The organism is Leifsonia shinshuensis, assembly GCF_031456835.1.
In the GTDB taxonomy this organism is placed as follows: domain Bacteria; phylum Actinomycetota; class Actinomycetes; order Actinomycetales; family Microbacteriaceae; genus Leifsonia; species Leifsonia shinshuensis_C.
On sequence record NZ_JAVDVK010000001.1, the window covers coordinates 1,013,699 to 1,030,516 of the forward strand.

The 16,818-nt window shown below is 71.0% G+C and carries 16 protein-coding genes and 1 tRNA gene; 8 read left to right on the forward strand and 9 right to left on the reverse strand.

Features of this window, described 5'->3' with window-relative positions; all coding sequences use genetic code 11:
* Nucleotides 1–59: 59 nt before the first annotated feature.
* The 4 genes from J2W45_RS04980 to polA form a co-directional block, all read right to left on the reverse strand.
* The gene (locus tag J2W45_RS04980) at nucleotides 60–1,043 is read right to left on the reverse strand and encodes an epimerase (RefSeq protein WP_310129510.1); all 984 of its coding nucleotides are present in this window, start codon (nucleotides 1,041–1,043) and stop codon (nucleotides 60–62) included.
* Nucleotides 1,040–1,693: a DUF4166 domain-containing protein gene (locus tag J2W45_RS04985; RefSeq protein WP_310129512.1), complete on the reverse strand. Its 654-nt coding sequence runs from the start codon at nucleotides 1,691–1,693 to the stop codon at nucleotides 1,040–1,042. Before J2W45_RS04985 ends, J2W45_RS04980 begins: the two co-directional genes overlap by 4 nt.
* A 19-nt stretch (nucleotides 1,694–1,712) precedes the next feature.
* Nucleotides 1,713–3,386 (reverse strand): DUF885 domain-containing protein, encoded by a 1,674-nt coding sequence (locus J2W45_RS04990; protein WP_310129513.1) that lies wholly within the window; start codon nucleotides 3,384–3,386, stop codon nucleotides 1,713–1,715.
* An 83-nt stretch (nucleotides 3,387–3,469) separates the two neighbouring features.
* Entirely contained in the window at nucleotides 3,470–6,142 is a 2,673-nt protein-coding gene (gene polA / locus J2W45_RS04995) for a DNA polymerase I (protein ID WP_310129514.1), read from the reverse strand.
* A 57-nt stretch (nucleotides 6,143–6,199) separates the two neighbouring features.
* Between polA and J2W45_RS05000 the strand changes: the two genes are divergently transcribed.
* Nucleotides 6,200–6,604, forward strand: a complete 405-nt coding sequence (locus J2W45_RS05000; protein ID WP_310129515.1) for a hotdog fold thioesterase — start codon at nucleotides 6,200–6,202, stop codon at nucleotides 6,602–6,604.
* A gap of 133 nt (nucleotides 6,605–6,737) precedes the next feature.
* Here the strand turns inward: J2W45_RS05000 and J2W45_RS05005 are convergent, their stop codons facing one another.
* On the reverse strand, nucleotides 6,738–7,343 hold the full coding sequence (locus tag J2W45_RS05005; protein WP_310129517.1) for an ANTAR domain-containing response regulator: 606 nt from the start codon (nucleotides 7,341–7,343) through the stop codon (nucleotides 6,738–6,740).
* A 38-nt stretch (nucleotides 7,344–7,381) separates the two neighbouring features.
* Here J2W45_RS05005 and J2W45_RS05010 point away from each other — a divergent pair.
* Nucleotides 7,382–7,464 (forward strand) — tRNA-Leu (locus tag J2W45_RS05010).
* A 20-nt stretch (nucleotides 7,465–7,484) separates the two neighbouring features.
* On the opposite strand, the gene J2W45_RS05015 is transcribed toward J2W45_RS05010, so the two are convergent.
* Entirely contained in the window at nucleotides 7,485–7,985 is a 501-nt protein-coding gene (locus tag J2W45_RS05015; protein ID WP_310129519.1) for an FBP domain-containing protein, read from the reverse strand.
* Between the two features lie 100 nt (nucleotides 7,986–8,085).
* On the opposite strand from J2W45_RS05015, the gene J2W45_RS05020 reads away from it, so the two are divergent.
* Nucleotides 8,086–8,409 (forward strand): thioredoxin family protein, encoded by a 324-nt coding sequence (locus J2W45_RS05020; RefSeq protein WP_310129520.1) that lies wholly within the window; start codon nucleotides 8,086–8,088, stop codon nucleotides 8,407–8,409.
* A gap of 22 nt (nucleotides 8,410–8,431) precedes the next feature.
* Here J2W45_RS05020 and J2W45_RS05025 read toward each other — a convergent pair whose 3' ends face one another.
* Complete coding sequence (locus tag J2W45_RS05025) at nucleotides 8,432–9,241, reverse strand: MBL fold metallo-hydrolase (protein ID WP_310129522.1); 810 nt, start codon at nucleotides 9,239–9,241, stop codon at nucleotides 8,432–8,434.
* Nucleotides 9,242–9,288: 47 nt separating this feature from the next.
* Here J2W45_RS05025 and J2W45_RS05030 point away from each other — a divergent pair, with 47 nt between their 5' ends.
* The gene (locus tag J2W45_RS05030; protein WP_310134919.1) at nucleotides 9,289–10,320 is read left to right on the forward strand and encodes an LLM class flavin-dependent oxidoreductase; all 1,032 of its coding nucleotides are present in this window, start codon (nucleotides 9,289–9,291) and stop codon (nucleotides 10,318–10,320) included.
* Nucleotides 10,321–10,453: 133 nt separating this feature from the next.
* Nucleotides 10,454–11,392: a hypothetical protein gene (locus J2W45_RS05035; protein ID WP_310129525.1), complete on the forward strand. Its 939-nt coding sequence runs from the start codon at nucleotides 10,454–10,456 to the stop codon at nucleotides 11,390–11,392.
* Between the two features lie 40 nt (nucleotides 11,393–11,432).
* On the opposite strand, the gene J2W45_RS05040 is transcribed toward J2W45_RS05035, so the two are convergent.
* The gene (locus J2W45_RS05040; RefSeq protein ID WP_310129527.1) at nucleotides 11,433–11,900 is read right to left on the reverse strand and encodes a VOC family protein; all 468 of its coding nucleotides are present in this window, start codon (nucleotides 11,898–11,900) and stop codon (nucleotides 11,433–11,435) included.
* A 66-nt stretch (nucleotides 11,901–11,966) separates the two neighbouring features.
* On the opposite strand from J2W45_RS05040, the gene J2W45_RS05045 reads away from it, so the two are divergent.
* Nucleotides 11,967–12,758, forward strand: coding sequence for an SGNH/GDSL hydrolase family protein (locus J2W45_RS05045; RefSeq protein WP_310129530.1), 792 nt, complete (start codon nucleotides 11,967–11,969; stop codon nucleotides 12,756–12,758).
* Nucleotides 12,759–12,794: 36 nt separating this feature from the next.
* Here the strand turns inward: J2W45_RS05045 and J2W45_RS05050 are convergent, their stop codons facing one another.
* Complete coding sequence (locus J2W45_RS05050; RefSeq protein WP_310129532.1) at nucleotides 12,795–15,239, reverse strand: phosphoketolase family protein; 2,445 nt, start codon at nucleotides 15,237–15,239, stop codon at nucleotides 12,795–12,797.
* 95 nt (nucleotides 15,240–15,334) lie between these two features.
* Here J2W45_RS05050 and J2W45_RS05055 point away from each other — a divergent pair, with 95 nt between their 5' ends.
* Both J2W45_RS05055 and J2W45_RS05060 read left to right on the forward strand, forming a co-directional pair.
* A complete protein-coding gene (locus J2W45_RS05055) occupies nucleotides 15,335–16,237 on the forward strand; it encodes an alpha/beta fold hydrolase (protein WP_310129534.1) in 903 nt (300 codons plus the stop codon).
* The gene (locus tag J2W45_RS05060; RefSeq protein WP_310129535.1) at nucleotides 16,234–16,803 is read left to right on the forward strand and encodes a GNAT family N-acetyltransferase; all 570 of its coding nucleotides are present in this window, start codon (nucleotides 16,234–16,236) and stop codon (nucleotides 16,801–16,803) included. The genes J2W45_RS05055 and J2W45_RS05060 overlap by 4 nt, the downstream gene beginning before the upstream one ends.
* Nucleotides 16,804–16,818 lie beyond the last annotated feature (15 nt).

Here is a 16,818-nt window from a genome sequence, read left to right on the forward strand (position 1 = left end):
TTTCTGGATGTTCCGCGAACGGCAGGCGGATAGAGGTGTCACACAAGTGACGTTCTAGTCTACCGGGCTGCGGAGGCGTGCAGCAACCTGCGGCCGGCGAGGATGTCGCGCAATGCCGGCTCCAGTTCCGGGTACGCGAACTCGTAGCCCGCGTCGAGGAGGCGCTCGGGCACCACCCAGCGGCTCTTCAGCACGAGTTCGGTCTCGGTGCGGATCGCCACCGAGCCCAGTTCGAGCATCCACCGGAACGCCGGGAGCCCAACGCGCGTGCCGAGCAGGCGGCGCAGTGTCGCCATCAGCGTGCGGTTGTCGCTGGGATGCGGCGATGAGACGTTCACGGCGCCGTCGAGCTCGGGATGCGCGCGCAGGAACTCGATGGCGCCGAGCACGTCGGCGATGTGCACCCAGCTGAAGCGCTGGCGGCCGCCGCGGGCGCGGAACTCGTGGAATGTGCCGGCGTTGCGGCGCGCCGCCGTGGCGAACCACCGGCCGTCGACCTGTGGGCCGCCCAGCCCGAAGCGGGCCAGCGCGACGAGCGGGCCGAGCGCGCTGCCGTCGCCGAGCACGATGGCCATGCGCAGGGCGACGCGGCGCGTGCCGGGGAGGTCGCCCTCGAAGAGCTCGCGCTCCCAGGCTTTCGCCACCTCGACGGAGAAGCCCGTGCCCAGCTCGCCGGTCGCCTCCGTCATCGGCCGGTCCTCCGCGTGCCGGTAGATGGTCGCGGTCGAGGCGTTGAACCAGACCGGCGGCGGCGCGTCGCTCGTCGCGATCGCCTCGCGCACCGCTCGCGTGGTGACCAGGCGCGACCGGAAGATCTCCGCCCGGTTGGCGTCGTTGTAACGGCAGTTCACGCTCTTGCCCGCGAGGTTGATCACGGCCGCCGCGCCGGTGACGGCTTCCCGGAGCCCGGCCGCGTCGTCCCAGCGCACGTCGGGGCCGTCGCGCCCGACGAGGACCACGTCCGCGCCGGCCTCCCGGTAGTGCTGTGCGAGGTAGCGGCCGATGAAGCCGGACGCCCCCGCGATGACGATGCGCTCACTCACTGCTGCTGGTCCCCCTCGGGTGTCACGTTGTAGCGGAAGAGTCCGCCGTACTGGTAGATCCGGCCGATGACCGGGAGCGTCACGGTGATGGACACGCGCTGCTGCCCGGCGTCCTCATCCCACCGCTCGGTCAGCACGACGACCGGAGCGATCGGCGACGGGATGCGCACCCGCCGGCCCGCGAGAACCACGTGCACCTCCGTCGAGCGCAGGCGGAGACCTCCGTCGCGGACGGTGGCGCGGAAGCGCGCCTCGGCGCGCACCGGGTCGCCGAGCCGGTCGACGAGTTCGCTGCCGCCGCGGCGGCCCACGCCGACCTCGGAGACGCCGATCTCATCCACCATGACCGCCGAGCGCCCGCGGAACGCGAACGCCCGTTCCGCCGCGACCGCCGGCGAACCGTCCGGCCGGACGACCGGACGGTTCGCCACCGTGAACGGGACCTCGCGCTGCCAGACCGGGAACAGCACCCGGGACCGCGCGAAGAGCGCGAGCACTGGCCACAGCCAGCGTCTCGGGGTGCCGACCGTGTCGAACACACCGGCTCCTCGCCCCACGGAGCCGGACGGGATGGCGTCGAAGTACGTCTGCAGCCGTGGATGCAGGTCGTCGAACGCCGCGCCGAGCACGGCGCGGTAGGGCGAGGTCACCGGGTGCGGGGGCTGCCGCTCAGTCGAGCAGCGCCGCCTTCAGGGTGTCGAGGCCGACGCCGCCGATGTCGAGCGCCTTCTTGTGGAACGCCTTGATGTCGAACGACGCACCCTCGCGGCGCGCGTACTCGTCGCGCAGCTGCTCCCAGATGCGCTGACCGATCTTGTACGACGGAGCCTGCCCCGGCCAGCCGAGGTAGCGGTTCACCTCGAAGCGGACGAAGCCGTCGTTCATGTTGACGTTCTCGCGAAGGAAGGGGAACGCGTCCTCCCCCGTCCACGGACGCGAGCCGTCGGGCAGCGGCTTCTCGAGGTGCACGCCGATGTCGAGCACGACGCGCGCGGCGCGCATCCGCTGGCCGTCGAGCATCCCGAGCCGGTCGGCCGGGTCGTCGAGGTAGCCGAGCTGCTCCATCAGCCGCTCGGCGTAGAGCGCCCAGCCCTCCGCGTGGCCGGACGTGCCGGCGATGCGGCGCCACGAGTTCAGCTGCGCCTTGTTGTAGGTGGCCTGGGCGATCTGCAGGTGGTGACCCGGGACGCCCTCGTGGTAGACCGTCGTCAGTTCGCGCCACGTGTCGAACTCCGTGACACCTTCGGGAACGCTCCACCACATCCGGCCGGCGCGCGCGAAGTCGTCGCTGGGACCGGTGTAGTAGATGCCGCCCTCCTGGGTCGGCGCGATCATGCACTCGAGCCGGCGGATCTCGGCCGGGATGTCGAAGTGCGACTTGCCGAGCTCTTCGATCGCGCGGTCGCTGGTCTCCTGCATCCAGCGCTGCAGCGCGTCGGTACCGTGCAGCTTGCGGCTCGGGTCGCCGTCCAGGAACTCGATCGCCTCGAGGACGGTGGCGCCCGGCCTGATCTCCCGCGCGATCGACTCCTGCTCGGCGCGCATGCGGGCGAGCTCCTCGATGCCCCACTCGTAGGTCTCGTCGAAGTCGACCGTCGCGCCGAGGAAGCCGCGCGACGCCAGGGCGTAGAGCTCCCGGCCGACCGCGTCCTTCTCGGGCGCGTGCTGCGCCAGCTCGTTCTCGAGGAAGTCGGCGAGCGACGCGTACGCCTGCGCCGACTCCTGTGCGCCCGCCGCGAGGTCGGACTTCAGCGACTCGGGCAGCACTCCGTTGAGGGGCCGTGCGTCGCCGGTGAACTCGAAGAAGAAGCCGCTGTCGGCGACCTGCTTGCGCGCCTGGGCGAGCACTTCGCGCACCTGGCGGATCGCGGGGACGTTCCCGTTCGCGATTCCGCTGCGCAGCGTCTCGATGTAGCCGTTCATCGCGGCGGGCAGGTTGTGCAGGCGCTTGGCGACGTTCGCCCAGTCGTCCTCGGTGTCGGTCGGCACCAGGTCGAAGATGTCGCGCAGCTCTTGCGCGGGCGAGGCGATGACGTTGAGGTCGCGCTGCGCGAAGCCGGCGTCGTGCTTCTCGACGGTGAGCTGCAGCTCCCGCGCGAGGTCCATCTTGGTGATGCGGTCGATGTCGTCGACCGGCTCCGCCGCTTCGATGCGGGCCAGAGCCTCCTTCACCTTGGCGATGGCGGTCTCGGCGCCCGCGGGAGAGTAGTCGGCGTACTCGCCCTCGCGGCCGGGTCGACCGAGCCAAACGTGGTACTCGGGGAACAGTTCGAGCTGGGTGTCCACCCACTCCTCGGCGATCGTGTCGACCGGGGTAGGTTCGCGCTTCTGATCGTTGGTCATGCTCCGACCCTACCGATCGGTCCACCCCGCAGGCAGGGGAAATCGCACACTGTGGACAACCCGTCGCCTGTGGAGGGAACGGCTCAGTGCGCGGCGGCGTCCCAGTTCGCGCCCCGGCCCACCTGCACGTCGAGGGGCACCCGCAGGTCGGCCGCGCCCGCCATCCGGGCGCGGACGATCGCCTCCAGGGCGTCCCACTCGCCGTGCGCGACCTCGAAGATGAGCTCGTCGTGCACCTGCAGCAGCATCCGGGATTCGAGGCGCTGATCGATGATGTCGCCCGCGATCCCCAGCATGGCCACCTTCATGATGTCGGCGGCCGAGCCCTGGATCGGCGCGTTGAGCGCCTGCCGCTCGGCGTTCTCGCGCAGCACGCGGTTCGTCGACGTGAGGTCGGCGAACGGACGGCGGCGACCGAAGATCGTCTCGGTGAAGCCGTCGACGCGCGCCTGCTCCACGACGTTGCGCAGGTAGTCGCGCACCGCACCGAAGCGCTCGAAGTAGTCGCTCATCAGCTGGCGTGCTTCGGAGGTCTCGATGCGCAGCTGCTTGGACAGGCCGAAGGCGCTCAACCCGTAGGCGAGCCCGTACGACATCGCCTTCACCTTCGTGCGCATCGCCGCGGTGACCTCCGCCGGCGGGACGCCGAACACGCGCGAGCCGACGAACCGGTGCAGGTCCTCCCCCGCGTTGAACGCCTCGATCAGCCCCGGGTCCTCCGACAGGTGCGCCATGATGCGCATTTCGATCTGCGAGTAGTCGGCGGTGAGCAGCGTCTCGAATCCCTCGCCCTGGATGAAGGCCGAGCGGATCTCCCGCCCCTCTTCAGTGCGGATCGGGATGTTCTGCAGGTTCGGGTCGTTCGAGGAGATGCGGCCCGTGCTCGTGCCGGTCTGGTCGTACGTGGTGTGGATGCGGCCGTCGCTCTCGACGGACCGCTCCAGCGTCTCGACGATCTGCTTGAGCTTGGTCGCGTCGCGGTGCCGCAGCAGAAGGCCGAGGAACGGATGCGGGTTCTTCTCCTGCAGGTCCGCCAGCGATCCCGCGTCGGTCGAGTAGCCGGTCTTCGTCGCGCGGGTCTTCGGCATCCCGAGCTCCTCGAAGAGCACCTGCTGAAGCTGCTTCGGCGAGCCGAGGTTGATCTCGTGACCGATCTGCGCGTACGCCTGCGCGGCGAAGTCGTTGGCCTTGTCGGTGAGCTGTCCGCGGAGGCGCGCGAGCACTTCGGAGTCGATCGTGACGCCGTTCAGCTCCATCTCGGCGAGCACGGCGACCAGCGGCAGCTCGATGTCGTCGAGCACGCCCCGGGTGCCCTCGTCGAGCGCGATCATCTGACCCTCGGCGACGCGGCGGATGTACCAGGCCTCGGTCGCCGGGCTGACCGCGTCGTTGATCGGGACGAGCTGGTTCGGGTCGGAGACCGGTAGCGTCTCGCCGAGCACCTCGTAGACCTGCTCCGCGAGAGACTGCGCCGCGGCGCCTGGCTTCACCAGCCAGGAGGCGATGCGCGTGTCGAAGGCGAGTCCGTCGACCACGAAACCGGCACGGCTGAGCGCCTTGAACTGCGGCTTGGCGTGGAAGAAGTACTTGGGCGCACTGCTCGCGAGCCACTCCTCCAGTGCGGCGTAGTCGGGCCGGCCGGTCACCCACGGCACGTAGACGCTGTCGTCGGCGGTCGCCAGGCCGAAGCCGGTGACCCCGGCCGGGCCGCGTTCGAGCTGCACGGCGATGGCGGCTCCGTCGGCCGACGCCTTCGACAGCCAGTTCGCGAGCTCTTCGTCGACCATCGTGCGAACGGCCGGCGCGCTCACCGCGCCCGCGTCGCCCACCTCGGCGACGGAGACGGCGCCGTCGAGCATCCCCTCTTCGGCCGCCGTCTTCATGAGCCGGTCGAGCAGGGTCTTGAACTGGAGGCGCGCGAAGATGTCGCGCACCGCGTTCTCGTTGAGCGGCTTGCGCTCGAGGTCCCTGGGACCGATCGGCAGCTCGACATCGTCGAGGAGCTGGTTGAGGCGCCGGTTGCGGAGCGCGTTCTCCTTCTGGTCGCGCAGGTTCTGCCCGACGACGCCCTTGATCTCGTCGGCGTGCGCCACGATGTTCTCGACCGTGCCGTACTGCTGCACCCACTTGACGGCGGTCTTCTCGCCGACCTTGTCGATACCGATCAGGTTGTCGCTGGTCTCGCCGACGAGGGCCGCGATCTCGGGGTACTGGTGCGGCTCGATGCCGTACTTCTCGCGCACGGCCGCCGGGTCGTACACCTTGAGCTCGGACACGCCGCGGACGTTCGGGTAGAGCAGCGTCACGTCGTCGTTGACGAGCTGGATGGTGTCGCGGTCGCCCGAGACGAGCAGCACTTTGAAGCCCTGCTCCACGCCCTGCCGGGCGAGGGTGGCGAGGATGTCGTCGGCCTCGTAGTCCTCCTTCGCGATGGTGGTGACGTTCATCGCGTGGAGCGCCTCCTCGAGCAGCGGTACCTGGCCGGCGAACTCGGAGGGGGTCTCGCCGCGGGTGCCCTTGTACTCCGGGTACTCGCGCGTGCGGAACGAGTAGCGGGAGATGTCGAAGGCCACCGCGAGGTGGGTCGGCTTCTGCTGCTGCAGCAGGTTGATGAACATGGCGATGAAGCCGTGGATCGCGTTGGTGTGCTGCCCTTCGCGGTTCACGAAACTGTCGACAGGAAGCGCGTAGAAGGCCCGGAATGCCAGCGAATGGCCGTCGATGACGAGAAGGGTAGGCTTTTCGGAGTCTGACACCAGGCAAGCCTACAAGGGGCCGGTGACAGTGCAGACGACCGTCAGGAGAGGCCGAGGATGACCGACGACGCACTCACGTATGTGCAGCAGAGGGGGCTCGGCCGGCTGGCCGAGAAGATGGGCATCGAGATGCTCGAGTTCACCGTCGAGCGGGCCGTGGCCCGCATGCCCGTCGAGGGCAACACGCAGCCGGCGGACCTGCTGCACGGCGGTGCGTACGTGGTGCTCGGCGAGTCCCTCGGCTCGATGTCGGCCAACCTCTACGCGGGCGAAGGACGCCTCGCGGTCGGCATCGAGATCAACGCGTCGCACACCCGCTCGGCGACGAGCGGCTACGTCACGGGCGTGTGCACGCCCATCCACCTCGGCCGCACGCTGACGACGCACGAGATCGCGGTGACGGACGACCGCGGCCGCCGCTGCTCGACCATCCGCATCACGAACCTGATCAAGGACCTGTGACGCGACCCGCGCGCTGACGATTTGTGCCAAATCGTGGTTATGGCACGCGCATAACCGCGATTTGGCACAAATCTTCGCCCCAAGTGGCGGGCCCAGGACGCGCCCCGGGAGCGGGGCAGGGCGGGGCGGGCGGCTACTTCTTGGGGGCGAGCTGCTCGATGATCGCCTGGGCGACGTCGTGCATGGTGAGGCGGCGGTCCATCGACGCCTTCTGGATCCAGCGGAACGCCTCGGGCTCGCTGAGGCCCATCTTCTCGTTGAGGAGGCCCTTGGCGCGGTCCACCAGCTTGCGGGTCTCGAAGCGCTGCACCATGTCGGAGACCTCGGCCTCGAGGGCGATGATCTGCTGGTAGCGCGCGAGGGCGATCTCGATCGCCGGGAGCAGGTCGTTCGGCGTGAACGGCTTGACGACGTACGCGAGCGCGCCCGCCTCGGTGGCCCGCTCGACGAGCTCCTTCTGGCTGAATGCGGTCAGCAGGACGACGGGGGCGATGTGGTCCTTCGAGAGGCGCTCCGCCGCGGAGATGCCGTCGAGCTGCGGCATCTTGACGTCCATGATGACCAGGTCGGGACGCAGCTCGGTCGCCAGGGCCACAGCGGTCTCGCCGTCGCCGGCCTCACCCACGACCTCGAAACCGTTGTCGCGCAGGATCTCGACGATGTCGAGGCGGATGAGCGATTCGTCCTCCGCCACGACGACGCGGCGGGGTGCGGTGGCGGTGTTCTCCTGGTCAGTCACGCACAAAAGCCTACGGTATTGTTCAGGTGTTGTTGTGCGCCGCCGTGGCGGAATGGCAGACGCGGAGCACTCAAAATGCTTTGTCCGGAAGGGCGTGTGGGTTCGAGTCCCACCGGCGGCACGACGTCGGATGCGCGCGCGTCAGATGCGCGCGCCGACCACCGTCGCGGCGAAACGGCGGGCCCGCTGGGCCAGGCCGGCGATCCGCTCCTCCACCACCAGGTCGGCGTCGAAGCCGACGTACGACGGCGGCGGGGTGCGCCGCACGTTTGCGCTGCACTCGAACGCGCCGCAGACCAGCGTGCCGACGGTGTCGCCATTGCGGCCGGCCGCGCCCGCCCGGCGCGCGGACCAGAACCAGACGTCGTTCGTGAGGTGCACATCTTGGCACCAGCCGCACATCGACGGCGCGTGCGACCGCATCGACGCCTCGGACGCGCGCAGCACGATGCCCACGGGGCCGTCGTCCGTCGGGATGACCACGTAGCCGCGCTGCGGGAGCCGAGGGTCGCGCCAGCCGAGGTACTCGCGCCTCGCCCAGTCGACCTCGTGCAGGCCGGGAGGCAGGGGCAGCTCCTCGGCTTCGCTGCGGGAGCAGTTGACGAACGACTCGCGGATCTGCTGCGGGCTCAGGATCTCCATACGCACCTCCTGCATCCATGCTCGCACAGGATGGGCGGGGCACCGCTTCGGCGTGTCGCCCCTTGACTCTGCCCCGAGGGTCAGGGATTAGCGTGCCGCCATGACCACGATCGAGAGCGTCACCGACGCCAGCTTCCAGGAGGATGTGCTCGCCGCCCCGGGCACCACCGTCGTCGAGTTCTGGGCGGAGTGGTGCGGTCCGTGCCGGGCCCTGTCGCCCATCCTGCAGCAGTTGCAGGACGAGCACGGCGACCGCATCCGCATCGTGAAGATCAACGCGGACGAGAACATGGACACGACCGTCGCCTACAAGGCGCTGGCCCTGCCGGTGATGAAGGTGTTCCGCGACGGCGAGGTGGTGAAGACCATCGTCGGAGCTAAGCCGAAGCCGGCGATGGAGATGGAGCTCGCGCCGTTCCTCTGACGCGCCCGTCCGCTGAGCCGCGTCAGGTGAGGTGGTCGAACGCCCCGCTCACCCAGCCGATGTAGCGGTCGGCCGAGCGGAGCACCGCATCCCGCGCGTCCCTCGGCACGACGTTGCCGAGGTTGCCGTACATCCGGTCGAACGGCCGGTCGCACACCGCGTCCGCGATCCGCCGGACCACCGCCGCGGAGAGCGGGATGTCGTTCGGGAAGCTGCGCTGGAACGTCACCCAGCGCTGCGACGGCCCCGGGAAGACGGTGTCGCCGCTGAGCACGACGCCCCGATCCCAGTGCACGACCGCACTGCCCGGGAAGTGGCCGCCGACCGTCCGCAGGGTGACGCCGGGCAGCACCTCGACCTCGCCGGTCCAGGACTGGATGGCCGGGTCCTCCCGCTGCACCCAGTGCCGGTCGGCGGCGTTCACCAGCACCGGCGGGTCGCCGAGCATCCGGGACCAGGTCACCTGCGCGCCGAACATGTGCGGGTGGCTCGTCGCGATGACCGCGACGCCGCCCAGATCCTGCACCGCGGCGGCCGCGGCCTCGTCGACGTAGCCGGGCGGATCCCAGAGCAGGTTGCCGTCGGGGGTCCGCAGCAGCAGCCCCTGCTGCCCGATGCCGACCCGAGGTTCGCTGCGGAGGCCGTACAGGTCCGGCTCGAGCTCGGTGATCGAGACGCGCTCGCCGCCGCGCTGCAGGCGTTGCAGCGTCGTCCACTCCTGCCCGGTCGGCGGCACGTACTGCCGCTCGTCCTCGCAGATCGGACAGGACGCGGGCGGTTGCTCCCCCGCGCCGAACTCCACCGCGCATGTCGCGCACAGCCACTCCGCCACACCGGGACTCTAGCGCGCGGAATACGCCGCGCCCAGGGTCGCTTGGACTGGATGTGAAACGCATCGGGTTCCTCAGCTTCGGGCATTACCAGCCCATCCCCGGCTCCGTGTCGCGCACCGCGGCGGACGCCCTGCACCAGGCGATCGACCTGGCCGTGGCCGCCGAGGAGCTGGGCGCCGACGGCGCCTTCTTCCGCGTGCACCACTTCGCGCCGCAGCTGGCGTCTCCTTTCCCGCTGCTCGCGGCCATCGGGGCCCGCACGTCGCGCATCGAGATCGGCACGGCCGTGATCGACATGCGCTACGAGAACCCGCTCTACATGGCCGAGGATGCCGCGGCGGCCGACCTGATCAGCGGCGGCCGGCTGCAGCTGGGCGTCAGCCGCGGCTCACCCGAGACCGCGCTGCGCGGCTCGGAGTCGTTCGGCTACGTGCCGGCCGAGGGCGAGACGGATGCGGACATGGCCCGGCGCCACACGGAGCTGTTCCGCGCGGCGATCGCCGGCGCCGGAGTCGCGGAGGCGAACCCGGCGACGACCGGGGGCCAGCGCGGCGCGCTCGCCATCGAGCCGCAGTCCCCCGGCCTCGGCGACCGGATCTGGTGGGGCGCGGGCACCCGTGCCACGGCGGTGTGGGCCGCCGAGCAGGGCATGAACCTGATGAGCTCGACGCTGCTGACGGAGGACACCGGCGTGCCGTTCTCCGACCTGCAGGCCGAGCAGCTGCAGCAGTACCGCGACGCGTGGGCCGCTGCCGGCTGGGAGCGCGAGCCGCGCGTCTCGGTGAGCCGCAGCATCCTGCCGATCACCACGGACCTCGACCGCCGCTACTTCGGCGCCTCGGCCCTCACCGAGCGGCACGACCAGGTCGGGCACCTCGACGGCGGCCTGGCCCGCTTCGGCAAGAGCTACGTGGGAGAGCCCGAGCGGATCGTGGAGGAGCTGCGCCAGGATGCCGCGGTCGCGGACGCGGACACCCTGCTGGTGACCGTGCCGAACCAGCTGGGCGTGGACTACAACGCACACCTGCTGGAGACGATCGTCACCCGGATCGCCCCCGAGCTCGGCTGGCGCGACTGACGTCCGGGGGTCGCTGAGCGAACGCCTGTACCCCGAATGCGGCATAGACGCCGTCGCGGAGACTGCGATGATGGTCGTACCGCACACCCGAATCTGCGGTGACCGTTTCCGTTCCGCGTTCTAAGGGTGTGCCATGCGAGCTCCGACTCTCCGCTCAGCGATCACCTCGGCCGCGCTCGCGCTCGTGGTCGGTGGATCGCTCGTGGCCGCCGCGCCGGCGGGCGCGGTCACGCAGCGGACGGACAGCACGACGCCGAGCTCCGCGATCACGGGGATGTGGGCGTGGGGCAACCCCATCGACCCGGCCGAGGACGCGCGCGGCGAGGGTCTGCCGCAGTTCGAGCCGCAGGCGCTGGCCGACTTCGCGGCGGCGCACCACCTGCGCACCGTCTTCCTGTCGGTCCCGTGGGCGGCCGACGAGGGTCCGTTCTCGACCTGGCTGACCGACGCGGTGGATGCGCTGCACGCGGCCGGCGTGACGAAGGTCGCGGCGCTCGGAGGCGATCCCGCCTGGGCGGACGACCCGTCGCTGGCCGCGACCTGGACCTCCGCCGCCCTGCGGGCCGCGCCGTTCGACGCGGTGCAGTTCGACGTCGAGCCCTGGGTGGTCTCCTCCGACGACCAGCTTCCCGCCGTGGTGGCGCAGCTGCAGGCCATGTACGACGCGGCCCGCACCGCGGCCGGGTCCGTGCCCATCGGCGCCGACCTGCCCTGGTGGCTCGCGGCCAAGCCGCAGCCGGGCGGCGGGACCGCTTTCGACGCACTGCTCCCCCACCTGAAGTCGGTGGCGATCGTCGCGTTCAGCGATCACGCCGCGGGCACCGACGGGATCATCGCCCTGGCGAAGCCCGCCGCGACCGCGGCGGCCGCCAAGCGCATCCCGTTCAGCATCGGCGTCGAGACCGACACCCCGGAGGTCGCGGGCGGCCCGTCGGCGACGTTCGGCGACGACAGCGCGGCCCTGCTCGAGAGCGAGACCGCGAAGGTGCGCACGGCGCTCGGCGGGCTGCGCGGCTACGGCGGGGTGACGGTGGAGCACCTGCTCAGCTGGCAGGACCTGATCGCACGCTGACGCCCGCGCGTCAGCGACGGTCCGGGACCGTCGACGGCCGTCAGCGCCCGTCCGCGGCCGCTTCCAGCGCCGCGATGTCGAGCTTCCGCATCCCGAGCATCGCCTGATTCGCGCGCGCGGCACGTGCCGGGTCCGGGTCGGACTGCAGCTCGACCAGCCGGCGCGGCACGATCTGCCAGCTGACGCCCCAGCGGTCCTTCAGCCAGCCGCACATGCTCTCCTCGCCGCCGTCGGCGGTGAGTGCCTCCCACAGCCGGTCGACCTCGGCCTGGTCGTCGCACAGCACCGAGAGCGAGAACGCCTCCGTGAACCCGTCCGCAGGTCCCGTGTTCATCGCCTGGTACTCGACGCCCGCCAGGGTGAAGCGCAGCACGACGAGGCCGTCGGGCATCCCCTCCCCGAACCGCTGGACCTCCAGGATGCGCGAATCCGGGATGAGCGACGTGTACAGCTCCGCCGCCTCCTCCACACCGTGCTCGAACCACAGGAACGGACTGACCTTCTGCATGGGATCCCCCTCCGGGCGTCGTCGCCGATGCCGCCCATGGTAGCCGCGCGCGGTAGCGTTGCACCTGTGTCGAGCAGCGCCGGATTCACCAGCTACATCGCCATCGGCGACAGTTTCACCGAGGGCGTCGGAGACGACCTCCCCGACGGGCGCGTGCGCGGCTGGGCCGACTTCGTCGCGCTCGGGATGGCCGCCGCCTCCGACGGGCCGTTCCGGTACGCGAACCTCGCGATCCGCGGCAGGAAGCTCGGGCCGATCGTGGCCGAGCAGGTGGAGCCGGCGATCGCGCAGCATCCCGACCTGGTCAGCCTGAACGGCGGCGGCAACGACATCATGCGGCCGCGCGTCTCGATCGAGAGCGTCGCGAAGACCCTGATGGATGCGGCCGACCGGGTCGTGGCCTCCGGCAGTCACATGCTGCTGCTGAGCGGCGCGAACCCCAGCGCGCATCTCCCCCTCGGCGGGCTGATCCGCCGGCGCGGCGAGGAGCTGGCCATCGCGGTGCGCGAGATGCTCCCCCGCGACGGCATCACGTTCGTGGACAACTGGGCCGACGAGGGCCTGGAGGACATCCGCTACTGGTCCGCCGATCGGCTGCACCTCGGACCGCTCGGCCACGCGCGCGTCGCGAGCAACGTGCTGACCGCTCTCGGTGTCCCGGTGCCCACCGAGTGGGGCGTCGAGGAGGTCGCCTCGGCGCCGGCCGGTGAGCGCACGCGCCGCACCGCGGACTACTACCGCCGCTACGTGCTGCCGTGGATCGGACGCCGGCTCACCGGACGCTCGTCCGGCGACGGACGCGCTGCCAAGATCGCGGAGCTGACGGTCGTCGACCCGGAGACCGCTCGCCCGCTCTGACGGCCGGCGCCGCCGGCGGCCCGGACGCCCCGGCGCTCAGTCGTTGTCCCCGCCGGTGGTGTCGATGCGGGTCGTCCGCTCGCCGCCGCCCCACTTCCACTCCGCGACCTCGGGGATGTCCTCGCCGCGCTCGCGCGTGTACTGGCGCGCCCGGAGCCGCGCATCCTGCATCTCCTGGCGCAGCCCCGCCTCGCGGGAGGCGAGCCCGGGCACCCGGTCGATCACGTCGATGACCAGGTGGTAGCGGTCGAGGTCGTTGAGCATCACCATGTCGAACGGCGTGGTGGTCGTGCCCTCCTCCTTGTAGCCGCGCACGTGCAGGTTGGCGTGGCCGTTGCGGCGGTAGGTCAGACGGTGGATGAGCCAGGGATAGCCGTGGTAGGCGAAGATGACCGGCTTGTCGGTGGTGAACAGCGCGTCGTACTCGCGGTCGTCGAGCCCGTGCGGATGCTCGCCCTCGCTCTGCAGGCGCATCAGGTCGACGACGTTGACCACGCGCACCTTCAGGTCGGGCAGGCGGCGGCGCAGGATGTCGGCGGCCGCCAGCACTTCCAGGGTCGGGATGTCGCCCGCGCAGCCGAGCACCACATCCGGCTCCTCGCCCTCCACCTCCGTGCCCGCCCACGGGAAGATGCCGATCCCGCGCGTGCAGTGCGCGATCGCCTCCTCCATGCTCAGCCACTGCGGTGACGGCTGCTTGCCCGCGACGACCACGTTCACGTAGTCGACCGACTTCAGGCAGTGGTCGTAGGTCGACAGCAGCGTGTTCGCGTCGAACGGCAGGTAGACCCGGACCACGTCGGCCTTCTTGTTGACGACGTGGTCGATGAAGCCCGGGTCCTGGTGGGAGGCGCCGTTGTGGTCCTGCCGCCAGACGTGCGAGCTGAGCAGGTAGTTGAGGGAGGCGACCGGCCGCCGCCACGGCACCTCGCTCGCGGACTTCAGCCACTTGGCGTGTTGGTTGAACATGGAGTCGACGATGTGCACGAACGCCTCGTACGACGTGAAGACGCCGTGGCGGCCGGTGAGCAGGTAGCCCTCGAGCCAGCCCTGGCACTGGTGCTCGCTGAGCACCTCCATCGCGCGACCCTGCGGGGCGAGGTGGTTGTCGTCGTCGATCGGCAGGTACTCGGCGTTCCACTGCTTCGAGGTCGTCTCGAAGACCGCCTGCAGACGGTTGGAGGCGATCTCGTCCGGACCGAACAGCCGGAAGGCCGTCGGGTTCGCGATCATCACATCCCGGAACCAGTCGCCCAGCACGCGCGTCGCCTCGGCGACGGTGTCGCCCGGCACGTCGACGTCGACCGCGTAGTCGCGGAAGTCCGGCAACCGCAGGTCGCGGCGCAGCAGGCCGCCGTTCGCGACCGGGTTGGCGCTCATCCGCCGCTCCCCCTCCGGTGCCAGCGACCTGATCAGCTCCACCGGGCTGCCGTGCTCGTCGAAGAGCTCCTCGGGGCGGTACGAGAGCAGCCACTTCTCCAGCAGCCGGTTGTGCGCCTCGGTGTCGCGCGCGTCGGCCAGCGGCACCTGGTGCGACCGCCAGTTGTTCTCGGCGGGGTGTCCGTCGATCTCGGCCGGGCACGTCCATCCCTTCGGCGTGCGGAGGATGAGCATGGGCCACGCCGGGCGGGAGTCGAGCTCGCCCGCGGCGGCGGCCTGCTTGATCGCGGCGATGCGGTCGAGGATCTCGTCGAGCGTCGCCGCCATCCGCTTGTGCACCTCGCGCGGGTCCTCGCCGTCGAAGCCGCCCGAGACGATGTAGGGCTCGTGACCGTAGCCGCGCATCAGGTCGAGCAGCTCCGACTCGGGGATGCGCGCCAGCACCGTCGGGTTCGCGATCTTGTAGCCGTTGAGGTGCAGGATCGGCAGCACCACGCCGTCCTGGGCCGGGTTCAGGAACTTGTTCGAGTGCCAGGCGGTCGCGAGCGGTCCGGTCTCGGCCTCGCCGTCGCCGACGACCGCCGCCACGAGCAGGTCCGGGTTGTCGAAGGCGGCGCCGTAGGCGTGCGACAGCGCGTACCCCAGCTCGCCGCCCTCGTGGATGGAGCCGGGTGTCTGCGGCGCGGCGTGGCTCGGGATGCCGCCGGGGAACGAGAACTGCCGGAACAGCCGGCGCAGTCCGTCCTCGCTCTGGTCGATGGCGCTGTAGATCTCGCTGTAGGTGCCGTCGAGGTAGGCGCTCGCGATGACTCCGGGGCCGCCGTGACCCGGGCCCGCGACGAACAGGGTGTCGAGGTCGCGTTCCCGGATGGCACGGTTGAGGTGCGCGTAGATGAAGTTCAGGCCCGGCGTCGTACCCCAGTGGCCGAGCAGACGCGGTTTGATGTCGTCGCGGGAGAGCGGCCGGCGGAGCAGCGGATTGTCCAGCAGATAGATCTGGCCGACCGACAGGTAGTTGGCGGCGCGCCACCAGGCGTCCAGCCGGTCGAGCATCTCCTCGCTGAGGCCGTGCTGCGCGGACGTGGTCGTCGTGTCGGTCATCGTGCTCCCTCCGGTCGGCCTGTCGCGCGCGGGTGCCTCCGGACGCGGGGTGGCTTGTCGCGCATCCTACGGCCGGTCCGCTCCGAACAACAGGAGTGGAACAGACGATCGTCCAGACGGGTGCCGGGCCGGTGGCCGTGCGCCGAACAGCACGTGAATCCGCGCCGGATGCGGTCGCCACGCTGCTGCTGCACGGAGCGGCCGGCTCGTGGACGACCTGGCTGCCGATGATCTCCGCCGCTTCGGCGGACCAGGGTGGCGCGGTGCCCGACCTCGTCGTACCGGACCTGCCCGGGTGGGGCGACTCCTCCGCCGAGGTCGCGACCCTGGACGCGGAGGTTCTCGCACGGGCGTCGGTCGAGGTCATGCGCGCCCTGGGGTACCGGCGCTGGCGGGTGGTCGGACACTCGCTGGGCGGGTTCGTGGCCCTGGAGCTCGCGGCGCAGGAACCAGACGCGACCGAATCGGTGGTGCTCGTCTCCGGGACGACATTCGGCGGCAGGGCGGATGCGCTCGGGCCGCTGCGCCTGTTCGCGAGCGCGGCGCCGCTGCTGCTCCTGGGCGTCGGGATGCGGGTGCTCGCGGCGCTCGGGCCCCGAGGTCCGCGGTTGGTCCGGTGGCTGGAGCGCGCCGGGGTGCTGGCGGTGCTCGCCGCGCCGTTGTTCGCACGGAGGGTGCCGGGTGTCGTGCACGAGCTCGCGCGCGATCTGCGTCCGGCGGCGTTCGCGCGGGCGCTGGCGTGCGCTCGCCGGTACCCAGCGGCCGGGCGCTGGGGGCGCATCCACTGCCCGGTGCTGGCGATCCGCGGCCGCCGGGACGTGTTCGTGCCGGCCGCCGACCACCGGCGGCTGGCGCGCATCGTTCCGCGGTTGCGGTCCGTGACGCTGCCCGCGACCGGGCACTTCGCCCACGTCGAGCATCCGTCGCTGGTGGCCCGGCTGGCGCTCACGGACAGCGCTTGGCCGGTGTCGGGGGCGCGCGCTAGCGTCGGGGCATGAGCGACACAGTGGTCCGGCCGGTCGACGACGGCCTGTGGGGCGACCTCGAGACGGTGTTCAGCACGCGCGGCGACCCGGCGGGATGCTGGTGCCAGTGGTTCCGGATGCCGGGGAAGCGCTTCGGCGAACTGTCGGTGGACGAGCGCCGCGACGGGCTGCACGACCAGGTGCGGTCCGGTTCGCCAGGTGTCCTCGCCTGGGTGGACGGCGAGCCCGCGGGCTGGGCGGCCGTGGAGCCGTACTCGACGTATCCCAACCTGGCGCGCTCGCCGATCACCAAACGGCTCGAGGGCGATCCCGCGGATCCGTGGGCGGTGACGTGCTTCGTCGTCCGGATCGACTTCCGCCGACGGGGTGTGGCGCGGGCGCTGCTGCGCGGCGCGGTCGACCACGCCCGCGCGCAGGGCGCGGAGGTGGTCGAGGGCTACCCGGTCGACCCGGAGGTGCGGCCTTCGCTTTCGAACGCCGAGCGCTTCCACGGGACCGTCTCGCTGTTCCGCGACGGCGGCTTCGAGGTGGTGCGGCGCCCGAGCGCGACGCGCGCTCTCATGCGCCGCGCGCTCTGAGCGCGCTGCGCGCCT

Bases quoted from the DNA above. Each gene is read 5' to 3' on its own strand.
- J2W45_RS05020 (WP_310129520.1), top strand. From the start codon at position 8,086: ATGACCACGATCGAGAGCGTCACCGACGCCAGCTTCCAGGAGGATGTG.
- J2W45_RS05035 (WP_310129525.1), top strand. From the start codon at position 10,454: ATGCGAGCTCCGACTCTCCGCTCAGCGATCACCTCGGCCGCGCTCGCG.
- J2W45_RS04990 (WP_310129513.1), bottom strand. From the start codon at position 3,386: ATGACCAACGATCAGAAGCGCGAACCTACCCCGGTCGACACGATCGCC.
- J2W45_RS05000 (WP_310129515.1), top strand. From the start codon at position 6,200: ATGACCGACGACGCACTCACGTATGTGCAGCAGAGGGGGCTCGGCCGG.
- J2W45_RS05040 (WP_310129527.1), bottom strand. From the start codon at position 11,900: ATGCAGAAGGTCAGTCCGTTCCTGTGGTTCGAGCACGGTGTGGAGGAG.
- J2W45_RS05015 (WP_310129519.1), bottom strand. From the start codon at position 7,985: ATGGAGATCCTGAGCCCGCAGCAGATCCGCGAGTCGTTCGTCAACTGC.
- J2W45_RS05050 (WP_310129532.1), bottom strand. From the start codon at position 15,239: ATGACCGACACGACGACCACGTCCGCGCAGCACGGCCTCAGCGAGGAG.
- J2W45_RS05060 (WP_310129535.1), top strand. From the start codon at position 16,234: ATGAGCGACACAGTGGTCCGGCCGGTCGACGACGGCCTGTGGGGCGAC.